This window comes from Janthinobacterium sp. KBS0711 (assembly GCF_000988085.1).
Taxonomy (GTDB): Bacteria; Pseudomonadota; Gammaproteobacteria; order Burkholderiales; family Burkholderiaceae_D; genus Janthinobacterium; species Janthinobacterium lividum_E.
On sequence record NZ_LBCO01000006.1, the window covers coordinates 56,580 to 76,503 of the forward strand.

The 19,924-nt window shown below is 64.9% G+C and carries 21 protein-coding genes; 18 read left to right on the top strand and 3 right to left on the bottom strand.

Annotated elements, in window-relative coordinates; translation table 11 throughout:
* The first annotated feature begins 34 nt into the window (after positions 1-34).
* From VM94_RS03195 to VM94_RS03205, 3 genes are all read left to right on the top strand, one after another.
* Positions 35-592, top strand: a complete 558-nt coding sequence (locus tag VM94_RS03195) for a winged helix-turn-helix transcriptional regulator (RefSeq protein WP_046682247.1) — start codon at positions 35-37, stop codon at positions 590-592.
* 157 nt (positions 593-749) lie between these two features.
* A complete protein-coding gene (locus tag VM94_RS03200) occupies positions 750-1,187 on the top strand; it encodes a CHRD domain-containing protein (RefSeq protein WP_052755490.1) in 438 nt (145 codons plus the stop codon).
* Between the two features lie 99 nt (positions 1,188-1,286).
* Positions 1,287-2,240 carry an AEC family transporter gene (locus VM94_RS03205; protein ID WP_046682157.1) on the top strand — a complete coding sequence of 318 codons (954 nt, stop codon included), beginning with the start codon at positions 1,287-1,289 and terminating at the stop codon, positions 2,238-2,240.
* Here VM94_RS03205 and VM94_RS03210 read toward each other — a convergent pair.
* Together VM94_RS03210 and VM94_RS03215 are read right to left on the bottom strand one after the other, a co-directional pair.
* Complete coding sequence (locus VM94_RS03210; protein ID WP_046682158.1) at positions 2,224-2,877, bottom strand: FMN-binding negative transcriptional regulator; 654 nt, start codon at positions 2,875-2,877, stop codon at positions 2,224-2,226. The two genes, VM94_RS03205 and VM94_RS03210, sit on opposite strands and share 17 nt — an antisense overlap.
* The gene (locus tag VM94_RS03215) at positions 2,878-3,339 is read right to left on the bottom strand and encodes an OsmC family protein (protein WP_046682159.1); all 462 of its coding nucleotides are present in this window, start codon (positions 3,337-3,339) and stop codon (positions 2,878-2,880) included. It lies immediately after the preceding gene.
* 107 nt (positions 3,340-3,446) lie between these two features.
* On the opposite strand from VM94_RS03215, the gene pdxR reads away from it, so the two are divergent.
* From pdxR to VM94_RS03270, 11 genes are all read left to right on the top strand, one after another.
* Positions 3,447-4,937 carry a MocR-like pyridoxine biosynthesis transcription factor PdxR gene (gene pdxR, locus VM94_RS03220; protein WP_046682160.1) on the top strand — a complete coding sequence of 497 codons (1,491 nt, stop codon included), beginning with the start codon at positions 3,447-3,449 and terminating at the stop codon, positions 4,935-4,937.
* A 38-nt stretch (positions 4,938-4,975) separates the two neighbouring features.
* Positions 4,976-5,539, top strand: a complete 564-nt coding sequence (locus VM94_RS03225; protein WP_046682161.1) for a DNA-3-methyladenine glycosylase I — start codon at positions 4,976-4,978, stop codon at positions 5,537-5,539.
* Positions 5,539-7,170 (top strand): FAD-dependent 5-carboxymethylaminomethyl-2-thiouridine(34) oxidoreductase MnmC, encoded by a 1,632-nt coding sequence (gene mnmC, locus VM94_RS03230; RefSeq protein ID WP_046682249.1) that lies wholly within the window; start codon positions 5,539-5,541, stop codon positions 7,168-7,170. The genes VM94_RS03225 and mnmC overlap by 1 nt, the downstream gene beginning before the upstream one ends.
* Positions 7,171-7,367: 197 nt before the next feature.
* Entirely contained in the window at positions 7,368-7,865 is a 498-nt protein-coding gene (locus VM94_RS03235) for a rhodanese-like domain-containing protein (protein ID WP_082127529.1), read from the top strand.
* 19 nt (positions 7,866-7,884) lie between these two features.
* Positions 7,885-8,871, top strand: coding sequence for a serine O-acetyltransferase EpsC (gene epsC, locus VM94_RS03240; RefSeq protein WP_046682162.1), 987 nt, complete (start codon positions 7,885-7,887; stop codon positions 8,869-8,871).
* Between the two features lie 7 nt (positions 8,872-8,878).
* Complete coding sequence (locus tag VM94_RS03245; protein ID WP_034784364.1) at positions 8,879-9,103, top strand: helix-turn-helix domain-containing protein; 225 nt, start codon at positions 8,879-8,881, stop codon at positions 9,101-9,103.
* Positions 9,104-9,221: 118 nt separating this feature from the next.
* Positions 9,222-10,151 carry a family 2A encapsulin nanocompartment shell protein gene (locus VM94_RS03250; protein WP_034784363.1) on the top strand — a complete coding sequence of 310 codons (930 nt, stop codon included), beginning with the start codon at positions 9,222-9,224 and terminating at the stop codon, positions 10,149-10,151.
* A complete protein-coding gene (locus VM94_RS03255; RefSeq protein WP_046682163.1) occupies positions 10,126-11,910 on the top strand; it encodes a family 2A encapsulin nanocompartment cargo protein cysteine desulfurase in 1,785 nt (594 codons plus the stop codon). Before VM94_RS03250 ends, VM94_RS03255 begins: the two co-directional genes overlap by 26 nt.
* A gap of 156 nt (positions 11,911-12,066) precedes the next feature.
* Positions 12,067-12,786: a sensor histidine kinase gene (locus VM94_RS03260; protein ID WP_034753451.1), complete on the top strand. Its 720-nt coding sequence runs from the start codon at positions 12,067-12,069 to the stop codon at positions 12,784-12,786.
* 11 nt (positions 12,787-12,797) lie between these two features.
* Positions 12,798-14,528 carry a response regulator gene (locus VM94_RS03265; protein ID WP_046682164.1) on the top strand — a complete coding sequence of 577 codons (1,731 nt, stop codon included), beginning with the start codon at positions 12,798-12,800 and terminating at the stop codon, positions 14,526-14,528.
* The gene (locus VM94_RS03270; protein WP_225242919.1) at positions 14,512-14,808 is read left to right on the top strand and encodes a hypothetical protein; all 297 of its coding nucleotides are present in this window, start codon (positions 14,512-14,514) and stop codon (positions 14,806-14,808) included. Before VM94_RS03265 ends, VM94_RS03270 begins: the two co-directional genes overlap by 17 nt.
* Before the next feature lie 21 nt (positions 14,809-14,829).
* Here the strand turns inward: VM94_RS03270 and VM94_RS28660 are convergent, their stop codons facing one another.
* Complete coding sequence (locus VM94_RS28660; protein ID WP_046682165.1) at positions 14,830-15,552, bottom strand: PhaM family polyhydroxyalkanoate granule multifunctional regulatory protein; 723 nt, start codon at positions 15,550-15,552, stop codon at positions 14,830-14,832.
* 149 nt (positions 15,553-15,701) lie between these two features.
* Between VM94_RS28660 and VM94_RS03280 the strand changes: the two genes are divergently transcribed.
* The 4 genes from VM94_RS03280 (at position 15,702) to VM94_RS03295 (ending at position 19,924) form a co-directional block, all read left to right on the top strand.
* Positions 15,702-16,820 carry a DUF3108 domain-containing protein gene (locus VM94_RS03280; RefSeq protein ID WP_235432803.1) on the top strand — a complete coding sequence of 373 codons (1,119 nt, stop codon included), beginning with the start codon at positions 15,702-15,704 and terminating at the stop codon, positions 16,818-16,820.
* On the top strand, positions 16,821-17,582 hold the full coding sequence (locus VM94_RS03285; RefSeq protein WP_046682166.1) for a DUF3108 domain-containing protein: 762 nt from the start codon (positions 16,821-16,823) through the stop codon (positions 17,580-17,582).
* A gap of 244 nt (positions 17,583-17,826) precedes the next feature.
* A complete protein-coding gene (locus tag VM94_RS03290; protein WP_138829053.1) occupies positions 17,827-19,197 on the top strand; it encodes a hypothetical protein in 1,371 nt (456 codons plus the stop codon).
* Positions 19,190-19,924 (top strand): hypothetical protein, encoded by a 735-nt coding sequence (locus VM94_RS03295; RefSeq protein ID WP_034753458.1) that lies wholly within the window; start codon positions 19,190-19,192, stop codon positions 19,922-19,924. The genes VM94_RS03290 and VM94_RS03295 overlap by 8 nt, the downstream gene beginning before the upstream one ends.

The window sequence follows — 19,924 nt, forward strand, 5'->3', positions numbered from 1 at the left end:
GATTGTTGTGTTGAATCAATGTGAGGAGATGGCCATGAAACATACCAATTTTAATAATCTGCCTTGCCCGATTGCCCGCAGCCTGGGCAAGGTGGGCGAATGGTGGAGCATCCTCATCCTGCGCGAAGCGTTTTATGGCAAGACGCGCTTCGACGAATTTGAAAAAAGCCTCAAGATCGCGCCCACCATCCTGACGCGCCGCCTGGCCGACCTGGTGGAGGGCGGCTTGATGACGCGCCGCCTGTATTGCGCCAAGCCGCCCCGCTACGACTATGTGCTGACCAAGTCCGGGCGCGCCTTCAAGCCCGTCTTGCTGGCGTTTATCGCCTGGGGCAATGAAAACTTTGCGCCGGAAGGCGCCAGCCTCGTCATCGCCAGCCGCGACACGGGCCTGGCCGCCGACCCGGTGCTGGTCGACGCGACGACGGGCTTGCCCATCAATGATGAGTATTACGCGTTTGCGCCAGGGCCGGCCGCCAGCGACAGCATGCGCAGCATCATCCTCGATGCGGAAAAAAGCAACGGCATCGCGCCCAAGCCGAAGGCGCCAGCCGCCAACCGCGGCTGGGTGGCGGAAGGGCATCTGGCCTGAAAACGCGCTGGCGGAGGTGCGCCGAGTTTGGCGCAAAGCAAGACGGACTGCACGGCATGGCGTTACCGTCGCACTATGCAATTCAAGTGCGGCGCAGGCCCGGCTGTGCAGGGTGTGGCGCCATCCGTGACCCGATGTCCGTTGAAGGAGTACTGCGATGACTGCATTACCACAATATGCTCGCCGCGCCGCCACCGTGCTGGCGCTGGCGGCCCTGCTGGGCGCCTGTTCCCACGGCCCGCATCACCCGGGTGGCCATGACGTCACCTTGACGGGCGCGCAGGAAGTACCGGCCAATACCAGCACGGCCAGCGGCAGCAGCACCATTCGCGTCGCCCAAGACCGCAGCGTCAGCGGCGGCGTGCGCTATACGGGCATGGTGGCCACCGTCGCGCATATCCATGAAGCGCCGGCGGGCGCCAACGGCCCCGTCATCGTGCCGCTCGTAAAAACGGCCGAAGGCATGTTTGCCGTGCCGCCGAACACCATGCTGACGCCGCCCCAGTATGCGAGCTACCAGGCCGGCAACCTGTACGTGAACGTGCACAGCGCCGCCTACCCGGCCGGCGAGATCCGCGCCCAGCTCAAGCCCTAGCCTGCCAGCGGCGTTTTCCCCGAAACCTCCTTGGGCCGCGCGAGCGGCCTTTTTTTGCGCCCGGCGGCCAGCCGGTAACGCGCGCTACAATGGCGTTTCATGCTGACCATTCTCGCCATCACCTTTCCCTTCTTCGCCCTGGTGCTGTGCGGCTACCTGGCCGTGCGGCGCACACTGCTGCCGCTGGCCGCCATCGGCGGCTTGAACAGTTTTGTCCTGTACTTCGCGCTGCCGTGCATGTTGTACCGCTTTGGCGCCGCCACGCCCATCGCGCAGTTGCTCGACGCCAGCGTGTTCGGCGTGTACTTGCTGTGCGCCCTGATCATGGTGGGCGTCACAACGGCCATGACCCTGAGCCACCGCATCGACTGGAACAACGCCGCCTTCGGCGCGCTGGTGGCGGCCTTCCCGAATACGGGTTTCATGGGCGTGCCGCTGCTACTGACCTTGCTGGGACCCCGTTCCTCGGGCCCCGTCATCGTCACCATCGTCGTCGACATGTTGATTACCAGTTCCTTGTGCATCGCCCTGTCGCGCATCGGCAGCGGCGGCGCGCACGGCAGCCGCGCCGCCGTCGCCAACGCCATGAAGGGCATGCTGGGCAATCCGATGCCGTGGGCAATCGTGCTGGGCGCCATGTCGTCGTGGCTGGAACTGGCCTTGCCCAAGCCGTTGATGCAGACGGTGGGCCTGCTGGCCGATGCCGCCTCGCCCGTTGCCCTGTTTACCATCGGCGCCGTGCTGGCCCGTTCGCAAATGAGCACGGCCGACCCGGCGCCGCTGGGGGAATATGTACCCGTGGCGTTGAAAAAACTGCTGCTGCATCCGCTGCTGGTGTGGGGCATCGGCCACACGGCCATCGCGCTGGGCGCGCCGCTCGATCCGTTCGCGCTGACCTGCATGGTGCTGGTGGCGTGCCTGCCCAGCGCCAGCAACGTTTCGCTGCTGTCGGAGCGTTTCGGGGCGAATACGGCGCGCATCGCCCGCATCATCCTGGTCTCGACGGCGCTGTCGTTCCTGACGTTTTCGGCGGCCGTCAGCTGGCTGGCGTGACGTTGGCGGCGATCAGCGCGCCGAGCGCCTGCGCCGCGCCGGGCTGATTCTCCAGCGCCAGGCCATGCGCCATGCTGGCCTGGTCCTGCATGCTGCGGTTCTGGCCCAGCTTCCATTTGCCCGTGATGCGCGTGAGGGGGATTTCGATGCCGACGATGGCTTTCAGGAGTTTCTCGATATAGCCGGCCGGCGCATCGCTCACCTGCCACGGCGCGGCTAGCCCCGCCTCATGGCGCGCCGTCAGTCGCTCCACCAATCCCAGCAGCCACGCCGCATCGTCAATGGCGCGCAGCGGGCCGTGGGCATGCACGACCGCGTAATTGAAGGTCGGCACTTCCTTGCCGCTGCGCTGCTTTTCCGCGTACCAGGCGGGCGTGATGTAGGCGTGCGGGCCCTGGAAGATCACCAGTGCTTCATCGTTCCCGCCGGCGGCGCGCCACAGCGGATTGCCGCGCGCCACGTGGGCGCGCAGTATGCCGAATGGGGCCTCGGGCGTGGGCGCGGCGATCTCGAACGGCAGATGGTCGGCGCACAAGCCATCGTCATCGTGGCGCACCAGCGCGCCCAGCGGATGCGCGTCGATCAAGCCATGCAGCACCTCTAGGCGTTCTTCGCGAAAGCTGGCGGGCGAGTACATTTAATCGGCTCCTTCCACGACCACGTCGGCCGTCAGCGAATTGGCGATGTAGCAGCGCTCGTGCGCGTCGTGGTGCAGGGCCGCCAGCGCCTCGGGCGAGGGCGGCGTTCCCGCAAACGCGATGCGCGGACGCAGCACGATGCGCGTCATGGCCAGGCGGCCTGCCGCATTCTTGCCCAGGTCGCCGACGGCGTCGTCGCGGTAGTCGTCGATGACGTAGCCGCGCTGCGCTGCCAGCGACAGGAAGAACAGCATGTGGCAGCTCGACGTGGCCGCCACCAGCGCTTCTTCCGGATCGATATTTGCCGCCACCGACATGGGCAGCGGCACGGACAGGGGCGACGACGAGGCGGCTACCGTCAGGCCGCCGTCGAACTGCCATTCATGGCCACGGCTGTAGCGCTGGCCGGCAAAATCCTGGCCGTCGCGCTGCCAGGCCACGGTGGCGAAAAACTGATGCATGGGTGCTCCGCGAGAGTAGAGGGGGATGCGCCATCTTAGCGCCAGTCTTGGCTATTTAAAATATCCAATAAGTGCTATCTTGAGGCTACCAATTCAAGAATGCCACCATGCCTGCATCCCACCTGAACCAGATCATCGCCGCCTTGCCGTTGCGGCGCGGCGCCAGCGAGCCGCTGTTTCGCCAGCTGTATGCGGCCATCAAGGCGGCCATCCTCGATGGCCGCATGAGTCCCGGCATGCAGCTGCCGCCCACGCGCGACTTTTGCCGCCTGCTGGCCGTGTCGCGCCAGACGGTGCTCAATGCGTATGCGCTTCTGACGGCCGAAGGTTATCTCGATGGCGCCGTGGGGCGCGGCACTTTTGTCAGCATCGACGTGCCCATGGCCGCGCCGGCGGCCGAGGCGGACGCCCCCGCGCCGGGCCTGCTGCGGCCCCTGTCGGCGCGCGGCCAGGGCGTGGTGACGGCCATGCGCCAGGTGGCATATCACCGTGGCCCGCTGCGCGCCTTCCGTGTCGGCATGCCGCGCATCGACCATTTCCCGTTCGACGTGTGGAACCGCCTGGAAGCGCGGCGCTGGCGCCGTCCCGACCACCATTTCGGCTACAGCGACCCGGCCGGCTACCTGCCGCTGCGCGAGCTGCTGTGCGTGTATCTGAAAGCGTCGCGCGGGGTGCAGTGCACGCCGCAGCAGATCGTCATCACCTCCGGTTCGCAGCAGGCGCTGTTCCTGCTGTCGACCATTTTGCTGGCGCCGGGCGATCCGGTCTGGATGGAGTCGCCCGGCTACCGGGGCGCCAGCGGCCCGCTGCGCGCGGCCGGCGCGCGCGTGTTTCCCGTTCCCGTCGATGCGCAGGGGCTGGACGTGGCGTACGGCGTGGCGCATTGCCCGCAGGCGAAGCTGGCGTACGTGACACCGTCGCACCAGATGCCGCTGGGCGTGAGCATGAGCTTGCCCCGCCGCCTGGCCTTGCTGGCCTGGGCCGCGCAGCACAAGGCGTGGCTGGTGGAGGACGATTACGACAGCGAATACCGCTACGCGGGCGCGCCGCTGGCCTCGCTGCAAAGCCTGGACCGGGCCGGCTGCGTGGTCTACGTGGGCACCCTGTCGAAGGTGCTGTTTCCCGGGCTGCGTCTGGGCTACATGGTGGCGCCGCCCGCGCTGGCCGACGCGCTGGTGCAAGCCAAGTCCGTGATGGACCGGCACACGGCCATCGTGCCGCAGATGGCGCTGGCCGACTTCATCGCCGAGGGACACTTTGGCCGCCATATCCGCCGCACGCGCGACAGCAATGCCGAGCGGCGCGACCTGCTGGTGCGCGGCATCGCGCGCGAATTGGGCGACCTGCTGGCGTGCGGCCCGGCCGACAGCGGCCTGGAACTGTGTGCGTATTTTCGCGCCGGCCACGAGGAAGAAACAGTGTCGCGCGCGGGGCTGTCGCGCGGTATCGAACTGCGCCCGCTGGGCCACTATGCCGATCCGGCGGCCGGGTCCGAGTGCGCCACGCCGCCGGGGCTGCTGCTGGGCTTTGCGGCCATTCCCCCGGACGAGATGGTGCACGGCCTGCAGGAATTGGGACGCATCCTGCGCGGCCGATAAACTATACTGGCATTTGCCTGCACACGAAGAACACGACCATGAATATTACCCGCTGCGCCTGGGCCAATCCGGCCAATCCCCGCTATCTCGACTATCACGATACGGAGTGGGGCGTACCTTGCCACGACGAGCGCCGGCTGTTCGAGATGCTCAACCTCGAAGGCGCGCAGGCTGGCCTGAGCTGGGAAACCATCCTCAACAAGCGCGACACCTACCGCGCCGCCTTCGACGGATGGGACGCGGAAAAGATCGCCGCGTATGGCCCGGACAAGGCGGCGCAACTGCTGGCGGACCCCGGCATCGTGCGCAACCGCCTGAAGGTGGCGGCCGCCATCACGAATGCGCAAGCCTATTTGCGCCTGCGCGCGCAAGGGCAGACCCTCGACAGCTTTTTGTGGGCGTATGTCGATGGCCAGCCCATCGTCAACAGCTGGCAGCCGGGCGCATTTCCCGCCAAGACGGCCTTGTCCGACAAACTGTCGAAAGACTTGCTCAAGCTGGGTTTCAAGTTCGTCGGCTCGACCATCATCTACGCCTACATGCAGGGCATCGGCATGGTCAACGACCATGCGCCCACCTGCTTTTGCCGCGCGGGGCGCTGATGCGCCGCGTACTGGTCCTGCTCGACACGGATTTTGACGGCGCCCGCTTGCGCGCCGCCTGTGCGGCGCATGGCGGCCGCCGCCTGCACTACATCGCGCTGGCGCCGCGTCCCGTCGATGCGCGCCACTTGCCCGAGCAGTGGCGCGCACAGTGGCCGCCTTGCGTGCCGGGCCTGCACCGCATGGTTTCGCACGATGGCCTCGTTACGCTCGATGTATTGATCGGCGAGGCCGATGCCTGCCTGGCGCAATTGTCGGCGCAAGTCGATGAAGTGCACCTGGCCTGGGTGCCGGCAGCCACGTCGGTGCTGGCGCGCCTGATGGTCGACGGCGCCCGCCTGCAAGCCGTGCACCTGGACGAGGCGCAGCGCGCGGCGCTGCAAAAGCATGGTTTTGTTTTCGACGAGAGCCGTTTGCGCGCCATGTTTTATGCGCGGCGCGCAGAGTATGCGGCCGTCACCGTGCCCGAGCGCCGCGCCATCGTCATCGGCGCGGGCGTGGCCGGCGCGGCCGCCTGCGAACGGCTGGCCGCGCGCGGCTGGAAGGTGACCCTGGTCGAGCGCCACGCGCAGCCGGCCAGCGAGGCGTCGGGCAACCTGGCTGGCATCTTCATGCCGCTGATGTCGAAGGACGACAATATCGCCACGCGCCTCGTGCGTGCCGCCTATCTGTATTCGCTGAGCCGCTGGAAAGACCTGGGCGGCATCGGCGCCGCCATCGAGGGTGTGCAAAGCGGCGTGCTGCACCTGGCGCGCGACGGCGCGCATGCGCAGGTGCAGCGGCAGATTGCCGCCAGCGGCCTGTATCCGCATGAATTCGCCCGCTGGCTGGAAGCGCCCGAGGCGACCGCCATGCTGGGCGCGCCGGCGCCCGATGGCGCCTGGTGGTTCGAGCAGGGCGGCTGGGCGCGCCCGTCTTCCGTCTGCGCGGCCATGCTGAACGCCTGCGGCGCCTTGCTCACGCGGCGCTTTTCCAGCAGCGCCCTGCGCCTGGAACGTGGCGACCAGGAATGGCTAGTGCGCGATGCGGACGGCGCCCTGATCGCGGCGGCGCCCACCGTCATCCTGGCGGCGGGCACGGGGGCTGTGGATTTCGAACAGGCGGCCGGCTTGCCGCTGGACGCCGTGCGCGGCCAGGTCACGCACCTGGCCGAAGGCAGCTTGCCATCGTTGCCGTTCGTCGTCTGCCGCGAAGCCTACATGACGCCGGCGCACGAGGGCGTCGTCTGCGTGGGCGCCAGCTACGATGCGGACGCTGACACCAGCTTGCGCCCATCGAGCCAGGAAGACAATATCGGGAAGATCGCCGACATCCTTGATGTGGCTCCGTTCGACGCGCCGCTGGCGGGTCGCACGGGCTTTCGCTGCATGGCACCGGACCGCCTGCCGCTGGCGGGGGCCTTGCCCGACCCGGGCGTGCCAGGCCGCTGCGAGCGCCTGCGCGACGTACCGCGCTGGCCTGGCCTGTTTGGCTTGCTCGGTTACGCTTCGCGCGGCCTGATCTGGGCGCCGCTGGCGGCCGAGCTGCTGGCGTGCCAGCTGGAGGGCGAGCCGCTGCCGCTGGAGAGTCAATTGGCCGCTGCCTTGGATCCTGCGCGCTTTTTATTACGAGAGCGTCGTAGAGCATATTGATTCTGGTCTTTTTATAATTCACCCCCAAAACAAGTTCTGGGGTCAGACCCGGCGGGTCTGACCCCGGCTTTACGCTGCAATATCTCCATATACGTTTTTCAGCTTTCCAAACTCTTTTTAATTTGTTTTCCGAACAACATAAGTTCGCTACAGTGGACTCGTGCTGGTTTTTGACGACGGAATAAAGAGGTGGAAAGATGACTGCTGCAGAACTGATTTTCGATCCCCGCGCCGCGCATGGCGAGGCGGCTTTTGACGAAGTGCTCAATCTGGCGCGCACCCAGGCGCAGGCGCGAGGCTTGCCGTATGCGGGCATCGTCAGCGCGCAGGATGCGTGGCAGCTGGTGCAGGCCGGCAAGGCCGTGCTGGTCGACGTGCGCACGAATGAAGAGCGCACTTTCGTCGGCTATGTGCCCGCCTCGCTGCACGTGGCGTGGGCGACCGGCACGGCCATGAACCGCAATCCCCGCTTTACGCGCGAACTGGAAGCGAAGGTGGGCGGCAAGGATGCCGTCGTGGTGCTGCTGTGCCGCAGCGGCAAGCGCTCGGCCGCGGCTGCCGAAGCGGCCGCCAAGGCCGGTTTCACGCACGTCTTCAATATCGCGCAAGGCTTCGAGGGCGATCTCGACGAGCAGCAGCAGCGCGGCCACAGCGGTGGCTGGCGCTGGCATGCGCTGCCTTGGCTGCAAGATTAAACCTCTTCCCGGGACCACCATGAACCAGCGAGCCATTCCCCCCGCTTCCCTTGCCGCGCAGCCGCAATGGGAATTGCGCCAGATCGTCGATGAATTGCGCGCCGTGCGCGAGCAGTGGCGCGAAGGGCTGGCCAGCAACCAGGAGTGCGGCGCGCGCGAATTCCCGTCGCGCCAGCATTTGCGCGATATCGTCGGCGCCCTGTGTGCGGCCCTGTTCCCCATGCGCCTGGGGCCCCTCGACCTGCAGCAGGAGAGCGAGGATTTCTTTGTCGGCCACACGCTCGACACGACCCTCACGGGATTGCACGAACAGGTGCGGCGCGAACTCAGTTACCACGCGCGCCAGCACGGCTTGCAGCAGACGGTGTCGATCGAACAGCAGGCGCTGGCCATCGTGCAGCGCTTCGCCCGCGCGCTGCCGCGCATCCGCGCCCAGCTCGACACGGACGTGGCGGCCGCCTTCCATGGCGATCCGGCCGCGCACAGCGTCGACGAAGTGCTGCTGTGCTATCCGGGCATCCTGGCCATCATCCATTACCGCCTGGCGCACACCCTGTATGCACTGGGCGCGCCTCTGGTGGCGCGCATCATCGCCGAAGTGGCCCATTCGCAGACGGGCATCGACATCCATCCGGGCGCCATCATCGGCAGCAGCTTTTTCATCGATCATGGCACGGGCGTGGTGATCGGCGAGACGGCCATCCTCGGTGACAGGGTGCGCATTTACCAAGCCGTCACCCTGGGCGCCAAGCGCTTTCCCGCCGGCGCCGACGGCGCGCTGAAAAAGGGACTGGCGCGCCACCCCATCGTGCAGGATGACGTGGTCATTTATGCGGGCGCGACGATCCTGGGACGGGTGACCATCGGCCAGGGCTCCGTCATCGGCGGCAATGTCTGGCTGACCCGCAGCGTGGCGCCCGGCAGCCATGTCACGCAAGCGCACAACCAGCAGGAGGCACCGGAATTGCCGGCGCCATCCCACCCCGCCTTTGCCCACCACCCATGAGGACAGCATGTTGATCAAACAGTTTGGACTGGCCGTGCGCCAGTTGCGCGAAGGGCATGGCTGGTCGCAGGAGCGCCTGGCCGAAGCGGCCGACTTGAACCGCTCGTTCATCGGCGAAATCGAACGGGGCGCCGCCACGCCGTCGCTGCTGACGGTGGAAAAACTGGCCGGCGCGCTGGGCATCGGCCTGGCGGGACTGATGGCGCGCTGCGAACCGGAATTGGTGGATTAAAGCGGGTCGATTAAAACGCCGCGTTGGTGGCGATAGCATGTTGAGAAGAATGGGGAGACGCTCGATACTTTATTCGTTTTTCAGATAAGCATATTCACTTTTCTCATCAGGAGTAGTCATGGCAGAAGCAACAGAGAACCAGTTCGCGCTGGGCGATAACGCCGCGCGCCAGCTGGCCAATGCAAGCAAGAGCGTCCCCCAGTTATCCACGATCACGCCGCGCTGGCTCGTGCACCTGCTGCAATGGCTGCCCGTGGAAGCGGGTATCTACCGCCTCAATCGCGTGAAAAATCCGAAGGACGTGCGCGTGGCCTGCTCGCAGCGCGACGAGTCGGAATTGCCGCAAACCTTCGTCGACTACGACGACCAGCCGCGCGAATATTTTCTCAATGCCGTCAGCACGGTGCTCGACGTGCACACGCGCGTGTCGGACCTGTACAGCAGCCCGCACGACCAGATCAAGGAGCAGCTGCGCCTGACCATCGAGACGATCAAGGAGCGCCAGGAAAGCGAATTGATCAACAATCCCGATTACGGCCTGCTGGCCAGCGTGCACGATGACCAGCGCATCTTTACCCTGACGGGCGCGCCCACGCCGGACGACCTCGACGAACTGCTGACGAAAGTGTGGAAGGAGCCGGGCTTTTTCCTCGCCCATCCGCTGGCCATTGCCGCCTTTGGCCGCGAATGCACGCGTCGCGGCGTGCCGCCACCGACGGTCAGTCTGTTCGGCTCCCAGTTCCTCACGTGGCGCGGCGTGCCGCTGGTGCCGTCCGACAAACTGCCGATCGAAGACGGCAAGACGAAGATCATCTTGCTGCGTGCTGGCGAGCAGCGCCAGGGCGTGATCGGCCTGTTCCAGCCTGGCCTGGCGGGCGAGCAAAGCCCCGGCCTGTCCGTGCGTTTCATGGGCATCAACCGCCACGCGATTTCGTCCTACCTGATTTCGCTGTATTGCTCGCTGGCCGTGCTGACCGACGATGCGCTGGCCGTACTGGAAGACGTGGAGATCGGTAAATACCATGACTACCCAGACACCTACAAGTGATGGCGCGGCGGGCTTGCCTGCCGTCCCGTTCTCGCCCGATGAGGCGACCCTGAACCGCCTGGCCGGTGAATTCTTTGCCCGTTTGCCGGGCTTGGACAAGTCACCCAGCCTTGGCGGTTCCGGCAGCGTGCTCGATGCGGCGCCCCGCTATGCGAATCGTCCGCCGCCGCAGCCCGGCCCTTCCTTCGCCGCCATTGCCCCCGGCGTGGCGACGGCGCAAGTGCCGCCCGTGACGCCACCTTTGGAAGCACCGGTTGCGCCGGCGCCGGCCTCCGTGCCGACGCCACGGGCATCCGCCCTCGGTGCGCCGTCGCCCTACTATTTTGTCGGCGGCGCGCATGGCTATCCCGCGTCGAACGGCAAGCTTGATGGCCTGGCGCAGCAGGGGCTGGGACAGGCCGCGCCCGATGATGTGCGGGGGCTGTTTGCCACGCCGCAGCGCTCGCCCGCGCGCCAGCTGCCCGTATCGCCAGCTGGTGGCCAGCCCGCGTTCTATTTCCAGACCGAGCTGCCAGCGCGGCAGCAAGGGCAAACGCCGGCGCCGTTCGACGTGCATGCCGTGCGGCGCGACTTTCCCGTGCTGGCGGAGCGCGTCAACGGCAAGCCGCTGGCCTGGTTTGACAATGCGGCTACCACGCACAAGCCGCAGTCGGTGATCGACCGCGTGTCGTATTTCTATGCGCACGAGAATTCGAACATCCACCGCGCGGCGCACGCATTGGCGGCGCGCGCCAGCGATGCCTATGAAGCGGCACGCGCCAAGGTGGCCAATTTCCTCGGCGCGGCTTCGCCTAACGAAATCATCTTCGTGCGGGGCGCCACGGAAGGCATCAACCTGGTCGCCAACACGTTCGGCCGCAAATACATCGGCAGCGGCGACGAGATCATCGTCTCGCAGCTCGAGCACCACGCCAACATCGTGCCGTGGCAGCAACTGGCGGCGGAAAAGGGCGCCACCCTGCGCGTGATTCCCGTCGACGACAGCGGGCAGATCATCCTCGATGAATTCCGCAAGCTGCTCAACGGCCGTACGAAACTGGTGTCCGTGACGCAGGTGTCGAATGCGCTGGGCACCGTGACGCCCGTGGCGCAGATCATCGCGCTGGCGCATGCGGCCGGCGTGCGCGTGCTGGTTGACGGGGCGCAAGCCGTGTCGCATTTGCGCGTGGACGTGCAGGCGCTGGGCGCCGATTTCTATGTGTTCTCGGGCCACAAGGTATTTGGTCCGACGGGCATCGGCGCCGTGTATGGCAAGGCTGACTTGCTCGAGCAATTGCCGCCATGGCAGGGCGGCGGCAACATGATCGCCGACGTCACGTTCGAGCGCACCGTCTACCAGGGCGTGCCCAATCGTTTCGAGGCGGGCACGGGCAATATCGCCGATGCTGTGGGCCTGGGCGCTGCCATCGATTACGTGCAGCGCATCGGCCTGGAAAACATCGCCGCCTACGAGCACGCGCTGCTGGAATACGCGACGCACCACTTGCAGGCCATTCCCGGCGTGCGCCTGATCGGCACGGCGATTGAAAAGGCGAGCGTGGCCTCGTTCGTGCTGGCCGGTTACGAGCCGGCGGAAGTGGGGCGCGCCCTGAACGACGAGGGCATCGCCGTGCGCTCGGGCCACCACTGCGCCCAGCCGATCCTGCGCCGCTTCGGCGTGGAAGCGACCGTGCGGCCATCGTTCGCCTTCTACAACACGTACGAGGAAATCGACCGCATGATCGTCGTGGTCAAGCGCCTGGCGGGCGCGCGCCGCTGACCGTGCCTGCTTGTCAAGCTGATGCCGCCCTTGCGCAAGCGGGGGCGGCATTGTTGCGTCATGTCACGGACTTTGCGCGCGGCTGGCTGACGCCTGCAGGCTGGCGGTATAATTTATCCTTGGCAATATTGAAGCTGCGGCCCAAGGAGATATCCGGTGGAAGATCAACACAGCTCGCCCGAGCTTTTCCTGTTCCTGGCGTCGACCGTGCACGACATGAAAAACTCGATCAGCGTGGTCAGCGGCACTTTGGAGTCGCTGCTGGCGGCCGAGCAGGCGAAAACAGCCCCCCAGGCCGACCCAGCCTACCTGCAGATGGCGCAGATGCTGTACCAGACCAAGCGCCTCAACGATAACTTGATCCAGCTGCTGGCCCTGTACAAGGAAGTGGGCAAGCCCGGCTACCCGTTCGACGTCCAGCCGCAACTGGTGAGTCAGGTGGTCGACCAGGTGGTGGACCAGGAAAAGATCCTGCTGGCCTCGAAAGGCATCCGGCTGGAGACGGCTTGTGCGCCGGAGCTGATCTGGACGCTCGATGAAGACCTGGTCATCGGCGTGCTCGCGCATGCCATCAACAACGCCATCCGCTACACGAAGGACACGATACGCCTGTCCGTGCGGGAGCACGGCGGCATGCTCGAGCTGCGCGTGGAAGACAATGGCGACGGCTATACGCAAGCCTTGCTCGACGCGGGCAGCGCGGCCATGGACGGCATGGCGGCCGGCGTGAACTTTTCCACCAACAGCACGGGCCTGGGCCTGTATTTTTCCAGCGAAGTGGCAAAGATGCACAAGCACCGGGGCAGCAGCGGCAGCATCGCCCTGGAAAATGGCGGCGCGCTGGGCGGCGGCTGTTTCATCCTGCGCCTGCCCTGAACGAGGACTCCATGACGACAGACAGCCACGCCACCGCCGCCGAAGCGGGCAGCACCGACTGGGCCGACAAGCATTATCTGCTGGTCGACGATTTCATCGGCATCCGCATCCTGCTGCGCGAATCGTTGCGCAACCTGGGCGCGCGCCATATCGACCAGGCGGCCAGCGGCGGCGAAGCCATGAAGCTGCTGGCCAAGACGCGCTACGACGTGGTGCTGTGCGATTACAACCTGGGCGAAGGCAAGAACGGCCAGCAAGTACTGGAGGAAACGCGCGTGCGCAACCTGACGGCGCCGTCCAGCGTCTGGCTGATGGTCTCGGCCGAGAAAAGCGTGGAATCCGTGATGGGCGCGGCCGAGCACCAGCCCGACGCCTACCTGATCAAGCCGATCACGGAAGGCGTACTGCTGACGCGCCTGAACCGCGTGTGGCACAAGAAGCAGGTGTTTCGCGAAATCGACCAGGCCTGCATGGAAAAGGATTATCTGCGCGCGGCCAAGCTGTGCGACGCGCAGATCGAAGTCAACAAGCTGCACGAGCTGGAATTGCTGCGCATGAAGGCGTCGTTGCTGCTGAAAAGCGGCGAGCCGGAAAAGGCCCGCGCCGTGTACGAAAAAGTGCTGGCCGAGCGTGATTACAGCTGGGCCAAGGCGGGCCTGGGCAAGATCCGCATGAACAACGGCGAGCACGAGGCGGCGCGGCAGATCTTTCAGGGCGTGATCGTTGAAAACAAGTATTACATCGACGCCTACGACCAGATGGCCGTCGCCTACCAGCTGATGGGTCAGCATGAGGAAGCGTGCGGCGTGCTGGAAAAAGCGGCGCGCCTGTCGCCCAACTCCGTGCCGCGCCAGCGCAACCTGGGCCTGGCGGCCCTGAAGGTCGGCAATGTCAGCATGGCGGAAAAGGCCTTCCGCAAGTGTATTTCCATCGGCGAGTTTTCCGTCATGAAGACGCCGGACGCCTACCTGGGCCTGGCGCGCGTGTGCGGCCTCAAAAAGGATGCCAAGGAGGCGCTGCAATGGCTGCTGCTGGCGCAGCGCGAATTCTCGCCCGAGCAGATCGGTCTGCGCGCGAAGATCACGGAAGGCATGGTGCACCACGAAACGGGCGACTACCGGCGCGCGCGCAAGTGCGGCGATGAACTCGAAGCCATGCTGCTTGACGACCCGGCGCGGCCCGAGAAAAGCATTTGCATGGAACTGGCGACCCTGCTGTTCGCCGTCGGCGTCAAGGATGCGCCGGCCGGCCTGCTGTGCTATGTGGTCAAAAACAACCACGACAACCAGGTGGTGCAGGACGAGGTGCAAAAAATCTTCGACAAGGCCAAGATGGGCGACGAGGGCACCAGCCTGATCATCGCTTCGCGCAAGGAAGCGTCGGACCTGATGAACAAGGGCGTGCTGCTGTGGAAGACGGACAAGCTCAACGAAGCGGTGGCCTGGATGCGCACGGCGCGCGAAAAGCTGCCGAACAACTTGCGCATCCTGTTCAATTCCGCGCAAATCATCGTGTCGTTCCTGGAGCAGCGCGGCTACCAGGCGGAATTGGCGGCCGAAGCCATGGAAGTGTTGTTGTATGTAGACAAAATTGCACCAGGGCAGCAGCGCTTTGCGCAATTGATGGAGCAACTGGTGCAACTGACGCCGCCGCCCGGGCCGGAAGAGGCTGTCGTGGTAGCGGAAAAAACGCCGCCGGCGCCGGAAAAAGGGGGAAAAGTCGTGCGTGAGCGTGCCGGATGATAAACTAGGGGCCAGCGTGGGTTCGCCCGTGCTTGAGTTGCTTTACAACAATAAGGAAGAAACTATGCGTGATGTGGTCAATGAAGTGTACAAAAAAATGAAAGTCGGCAGTATTGCCTGGGTACGCCCGGTCGCCGCCAAGGGAGACACGCTGGAAACATTCCAGTCTTCGTACGAGCACGCCAAGGCGCTGGCCGACGAAGGCCTGATCACGATCGGTGACGTAAAACGCCAGGCCGACAACATGATCGAGGCGATCCGCATTCATCGTATCGCCTGATCATATTGCCGGCTTGCAGCATCAGGCCTTGCCTGGCGCTTTAGCCTTGGGCGCCGCGCGTTTCGCGGGCGCCTTACGCAGCGGGGCTTTGGCCTTGGCTGCCGTGCCTGCCTCAGCAGGTTTGGCCGGCTTGCTGGCCGCTGGCTTGGCTTTGCTCACGCTGCCAAAGCTGGCCGCCGCCGCACTGGCGGCATCGGGCGACATGGCCGTCGATACGGCTTGCTTGAACTGATCTTGTAACAAATTCCACCAGGCACTTGGATTGGCCAGCTGGGCTGCCGCCTGGCTGCCGGCATCGCTGGGCGCCGCCGCAGCCGGTTCCGGTGCGGGCGCAGGCGCCGGTTTCGGTTCAGGCGCTGGCGCCGCAGGTGCAGGCGCCGCTTGCTGGAAAAACGCGGAAGCGTAGGGCACGGATTCAAACACGGATTTCTCGCTGGCGCCGGGCTGGGTAATGGCCGCCGCCAGGGAAGCGCCCATCGATTTCAGGGTGGCGATGGTGCTGCGCTGCACTTCCAGTGCCTGGATACTGCCGCGCAGCATGCTGGTATTGAGGTTCAGCCAGGCTTCGACGGCTTTCAAGTCATTGATTTTCTTGTCCAGCTCTTCCACCGACATGGTGGGAGCTGTGATGCCAGGCACGCCCATGCCGGGCACACTCATGCTGCCCCACAGGTTCTTGACGAAGTCGAGGGTGTCGGTCACAACTGCTGCGCCCGGCATTTGGGGCATTTGCGGGTTTGCCATGCGAAATCTCCTGGTAGGTGGATGTGCCTAGCGTAGCAGATATCAGCTTGCAACTGACGCAAAGCCGCCAACATTTTCTTACATAAAACAGCAGGAGTTGAGCACGGGCAAGAAGCAGGAAGTGGGGTGAAGGCGGTACACTACGGCCTATGATGCCTGACTCCTTCTTTTCGCCACCGCGCCGCCGCACCGTCATTTTTGTCGCGGTCATCGGAGCACTGCATTACGTGGCGCTGGAATGGCTCACCTCGCGTGCCAGCATGGTGCCGCTGGGGCAGGATCATGCGCAGGTGGTCAGCATGGCCTTGATCGCCGAGCCGCCCAAACCCGTGCCGGTGGCGCCGCCCCCGCCGCCCAAGCTGCGGCCCTTGCCCGAGCCCCGCTTGCCGCCACCGCCGCCGCCGACGGAACTGCCGTCGAGCGACACTGCCCAGTTCACGGCGCCCGCCAGCGACGCGCCGGAAGGGCCGGTCACGCCGGCGGCGCCGGCAGCCAGCGCGCCAGCCATCACGGCGCCGGCCCCAGCCGTGGCGGCCGCGCCCGTGCCGGCCAGCGTGCCGCCGCCACCGCCCGTCGAACAGGCGCGGCGCTACAAGACGAATGCGCCTGCCTCGGCCCAGTTCGACCTGCACGTGGACCGGCGCGATGCGGACGGCACCAAGTGGCAGGGCGTGGCCGCCATGGCGTGGGACAATCGGGGCGACACGTATCAGCTGAAGCTGGAAGTGGGCTTGAGCATGCTGATCACGCGCATCAACCTGCTGGTGCTGACGAGCGAAGGCCTGATCGATGGCAGCGGCATCGTGCCCGTCACGGCGACGGAAAAGCGCAAGGGCCGCGCGCAAACGGCCACGCATTTCAACCGCGACGCCAAGGCCATCACGTTTTCGGCCACGACGGCCACGGCGCCATGGCAGGAGGGGGTGCAAGACAAGGCCACGGTGCCATTCCAGCTGGCCGCCATCGGCCGCGCCGACGTCAACCAGCTGGCAGGCAATATCGACATCCTCGTCGGCGAAGAAAAGGAAGCGACCGTGTTCCGTTTCCAGCTGGTGGGCGAGGAAGAACTGGAGACCAAGATGGGCCGCCTGGTGACGTGGCATTTGCGCCGGCCGCCGAAGCCCGGCACGTATTCGTCGCAGCTTGATATCTGGCTGGCGCCGTCCATGCAATGGTATCCGGTACAAATACGCAATACCGAAGCGAACGGGGCGCTGACCACGCAAACCGTGACCCAAATTCGCGTCAATGACGCTACAGGAAAATAGATGACTACTTTGATAACTTTGAAACGCGCTCTGCTCGCCAGCCTGCTGGCCGCCACCTTCACTCCCGCCATGGCCGACGCGCCCGTGGAGCATCCCGTCATCAAGCGCCCGTACAAGCTGGCGCCGTCGGCCGACCTCGTCTATTCGATCAAGGCCAAGCAGCGCGGCATTGCGCTGTCCGGCGAATCGGTCAGCAACTGGCGCGCCGGCGATGGCAAGTACTCGCTGCTGGCCGAAACCAAGGCCGCCCTGTTCGGCAAGATCCTCGAGCAGCGCAGCGAAGGCACGGTCGACGATTTCGGCCTGGCGCCGGCCCAGTTCGTGGAAAAACGTTTCCGCAAGGAAGCGGCCACGACCACCTTCAAGCGCGACAGCAAGACCATCGTCTTCAGCGAAGGCGATGACAGCTATCCGCTGAAAGGCGGCGAGCAGGACCGCAACAGCACCGTCTGGCAACTGGTCAGCATAGCGCGCGCCACGCCCGAGAAATTCACGCCCGGCTCGGAATGGAGCTTCTTCGTTGCCGGCCGCCACGACGCCGAGCCGTGGACCTTCAAGGTCGTCAAGCAGGAAACCGTCGCTACCGGCCAGGGTCTGGTCGAAGCCGTGCACCTGATCAAGGCGCCGCCGCCGGACAAGAAGGGCCAGCAAGTGGACCTGTGGCTGGCGCCGTCGCTGGAATGGTATCCCGTGAAGGTGACGTTCGCCGATGAAGACGGTGATTACGTGGAGCAAACCTTGCAAAAGATTGTACAGAAGTAGGTTTCCACGCTTGCTTGCATTCGATTTTCTTGCCCCAAAGCAAATGCTGGGGTCAGTCCTGACGGATTGGAATGCCTTCCATTGGAAGGCATTCCCCCAGCCGGGTCTGACCCCGGATTTCCGCCGCTGGCCATCAGTCAAATTGCATGTCAGAACTGATATACTGACGCCCCCGCCCCGCAGCGCTGCGTTAGCCCGCTGCGCCGCCCGCTGAACACTCATCCGGAAAAGAATGATTGATATAATGGCAAGTGCAGCCGTGGCTACGGATGCAAATCAGACAGAGCAAGAGCATCACGATTCCTTGCAGGCGCATTTCCAGCCCAATATTTCGGCCGATGAAATCGAGCAGGTATTTCACTTGAAGCGGGCGCAGCCCTTGCTGCAAGTGTTTACGGCTTTGTTCCACGGCGGTTTCGACGGCGTGCTGGTGCGCTTGCTGGTGTTGCGCGAGCTGGCTGCCGATGCGGCCACGTCGGCCTATACGCGCGCCGATATCAATACGAAACTGGCGTATCTGTTGCCGGAAAGCCTGGAAACGGTCTTGCTGCGCTTGCGCTCGAACCAGTTGCTGGCCTGGGATGCGCAGCAGGGCGTGTACCGCGTCACGCCCATGGCGCGCAACGTGCTGTCCGCCATCGACAGCTTGCTGGGCCTGGGCCAGACGGAAGACGAAGCGGAAATGGGTTTCTTGCTGTCGCAGGTGGCCGGTGCGCAAGCCGTCGGCGGCGTGTCGGTTGAACAACTCCAGCATTTGCTGGGCCGCCTGGTGGACTTGACGGAGGAATTCTCCGACGCGATCGCTTCCGGTTCGGAATTCCGTTTGCGCACGGCGCAAGCGAAGTGGAACATGGCCTGCGACTGGGTGGAGAAGGGCTCCGAAATCCTCGTGGCCATCACGTCCGATGAAAACGCGGACAGCGCCACGCACAAGGCGGCGCAGGCGATTGGCCGCGCGCAAAGTAAATTGCTCAACATGCAAGGCATGTTTTCACGCGCCCTGAATCAGATCGAGCGCCAGCGCGTGCACCTGGGCCAGTCCGGCCTGTCGACCACGGACATCAAGCGCTGGCTTTTGCTGCACGAAGACCTGGCCAGCCTGGCCGAAGGCGCCATCGATCAGCCCGTCGTGCCGCTGTTCTCCACGCCGGCCGAGATGATCGACGTTGCCGAAACGGAACTGCTGTCCGAACGGGCGGCAGGCATCATCAACACGGGCCTGCCCAGCGGGGAAGACGCGCCCACCACCATCAGCGACGGTCCCGCCATGCAACTCGAACTCGATGACCTCCTGGACCGCCTGTCGAACTTCGCCAGCCTGGGCAATTTCCCCAGCATTGGCGAAGAAGGACCGAAATCGGTGCCCGTGCAGGATTCGCTGCTGCCGGCCAGCTTTGCCGTGGCCTCGTACCGCGCCTCGATGCTGCCGCTGCTGGGCGACGTCTCCGAAGCGAGCTTGCAAGGCTCGACGGCCGAACTGGCCCGCTTGCCGATTACCTTTACACCGACCGACGAGATGGTCCAACTGACCGACCCCCACGTGGCGGCCATGTCGATCGCCTCGCTTTCACTGAATGTTTCACTTGATTTAGATGGCGCCACCTTTGATGAATGACGATTCCCAAATCCTGATTGCGCGCCTGCTCACGCATCAAACCCTGCGCCGCGACGACAAGCTCGTCAAGCGCGTGCTGTCCGACGAACTGTTCCGCGCCGAGATCGATGCGCGATTGCTGGCCTGCGGCCTGAAGCTGCTTGACAACGTATATGCCGACCACGTGACGTTGGCCCTGACGCGCACCATCGAGCCGAAGATCTTCGGCGCGCGCGACGTGTGGCAAAACAATAATTTTGGTTTGGCGCGCGATGGCGTGGCCTTGCTGGTGGTGCTGTGGGCGCAGATCATCCTGCCCAAGCGCGAACGCCAGGAAACCCACCAGCACGCGGACGATGACCAGAACGATATGTTCGGCACGGAAAAACCGTTGCCGCGCGCGGAAGACGCGTCGATCGGCATTTCCTACAAGGCGCTGCTGTCGGACTTCGGCGACAAGCTGGGCAAGAAGACGCGCATGGACATGAACCTGGGCACCCTGGCCAAGCTGGGCTTCATCGAGCGGCGCGGCGATTTCATCCTGGAAGGTCCGCTGCTGGACCTGATGATGGACACGGACGTGTTGAAAGAGCGCATCATCAATGGTGCCCTGGCCGACGTGTTCAAGCGGGCGCCGGCGCGCCTGGTGGCCGTCGACCTTGACGCTGATTTGTCCGCTGATTTGTCCGCCGACATCGGCGACCTGCCTGACGCTGGCGACGAGCCCGCGTCCGACCTTCCTCACTGA

Coding starts and splice junctions, on each gene's coding strand:
- VM94_RS03195 (WP_046682247.1), top strand. CDS start 35: ATGAAACATACCAATTTTAATAATCTGCCTTGCCCGATTGCCCGCAGC.
- VM94_RS03200 (WP_052755490.1), top strand. CDS start 750: ATGACTGCATTACCACAATATGCTCGCCGCGCCGCCACCGTGCTGGCG.
- VM94_RS03205 (WP_046682157.1), top strand. CDS start 1,287: ATGCTGACCATTCTCGCCATCACCTTTCCCTTCTTCGCCCTGGTGCTG.
- VM94_RS03210 (WP_046682158.1), bottom strand. CDS start 2,877: ATGTACTCGCCCGCCAGCTTTCGCGAAGAACGCCTAGAGGTGCTGCAT.
- VM94_RS03215 (WP_046682159.1), bottom strand. CDS start 3,339: ATGCATCAGTTTTTCGCCACCGTGGCCTGGCAGCGCGACGGCCAGGAT.
- pdxR (WP_046682160.1), top strand. CDS start 3,447: ATGCCTGCATCCCACCTGAACCAGATCATCGCCGCCTTGCCGTTGCGG.
- VM94_RS03225 (WP_046682161.1), top strand. CDS start 4,976: ATGAATATTACCCGCTGCGCCTGGGCCAATCCGGCCAATCCCCGCTAT.
- mnmC (WP_046682249.1), top strand. CDS start 5,539: ATGCGCCGCGTACTGGTCCTGCTCGACACGGATTTTGACGGCGCCCGC.
- VM94_RS03235 (WP_082127529.1), top strand. CDS start 7,368: ATGACTGCTGCAGAACTGATTTTCGATCCCCGCGCCGCGCATGGCGAG.
- epsC (WP_046682162.1), top strand. CDS start 7,885: ATGAACCAGCGAGCCATTCCCCCCGCTTCCCTTGCCGCGCAGCCGCAA.
- VM94_RS03245 (WP_034784364.1), top strand. CDS start 8,879: ATGTTGATCAAACAGTTTGGACTGGCCGTGCGCCAGTTGCGCGAAGGG.
- VM94_RS03250 (WP_034784363.1), top strand. CDS start 9,222: ATGGCAGAAGCAACAGAGAACCAGTTCGCGCTGGGCGATAACGCCGCG.
- VM94_RS03255 (WP_046682163.1), top strand. CDS start 10,126: ATGACTACCCAGACACCTACAAGTGATGGCGCGGCGGGCTTGCCTGCC.
- VM94_RS03265 (WP_046682164.1), top strand. CDS start 12,798: ATGACGACAGACAGCCACGCCACCGCCGCCGAAGCGGGCAGCACCGAC.
- VM94_RS28660 (WP_046682165.1), bottom strand. CDS start 15,552: ATGGCAAACCCGCAAATGCCCCAAATGCCGGGCGCAGCAGTTGTGACC.
- VM94_RS03280 (WP_235432803.1), top strand. CDS start 15,702: ATGATGCCTGACTCCTTCTTTTCGCCACCGCGCCGCCGCACCGTCATT.
- VM94_RS03285 (WP_046682166.1), top strand. CDS start 16,821: ATGACTACTTTGATAACTTTGAAACGCGCTCTGCTCGCCAGCCTGCTG.
- VM94_RS03290 (WP_138829053.1), top strand. CDS start 17,827: ATGGCAAGTGCAGCCGTGGCTACGGATGCAAATCAGACAGAGCAAGAG.
- VM94_RS03295 (WP_034753458.1), top strand. CDS start 19,190: ATGAATGACGATTCCCAAATCCTGATTGCGCGCCTGCTCACGCATCAA.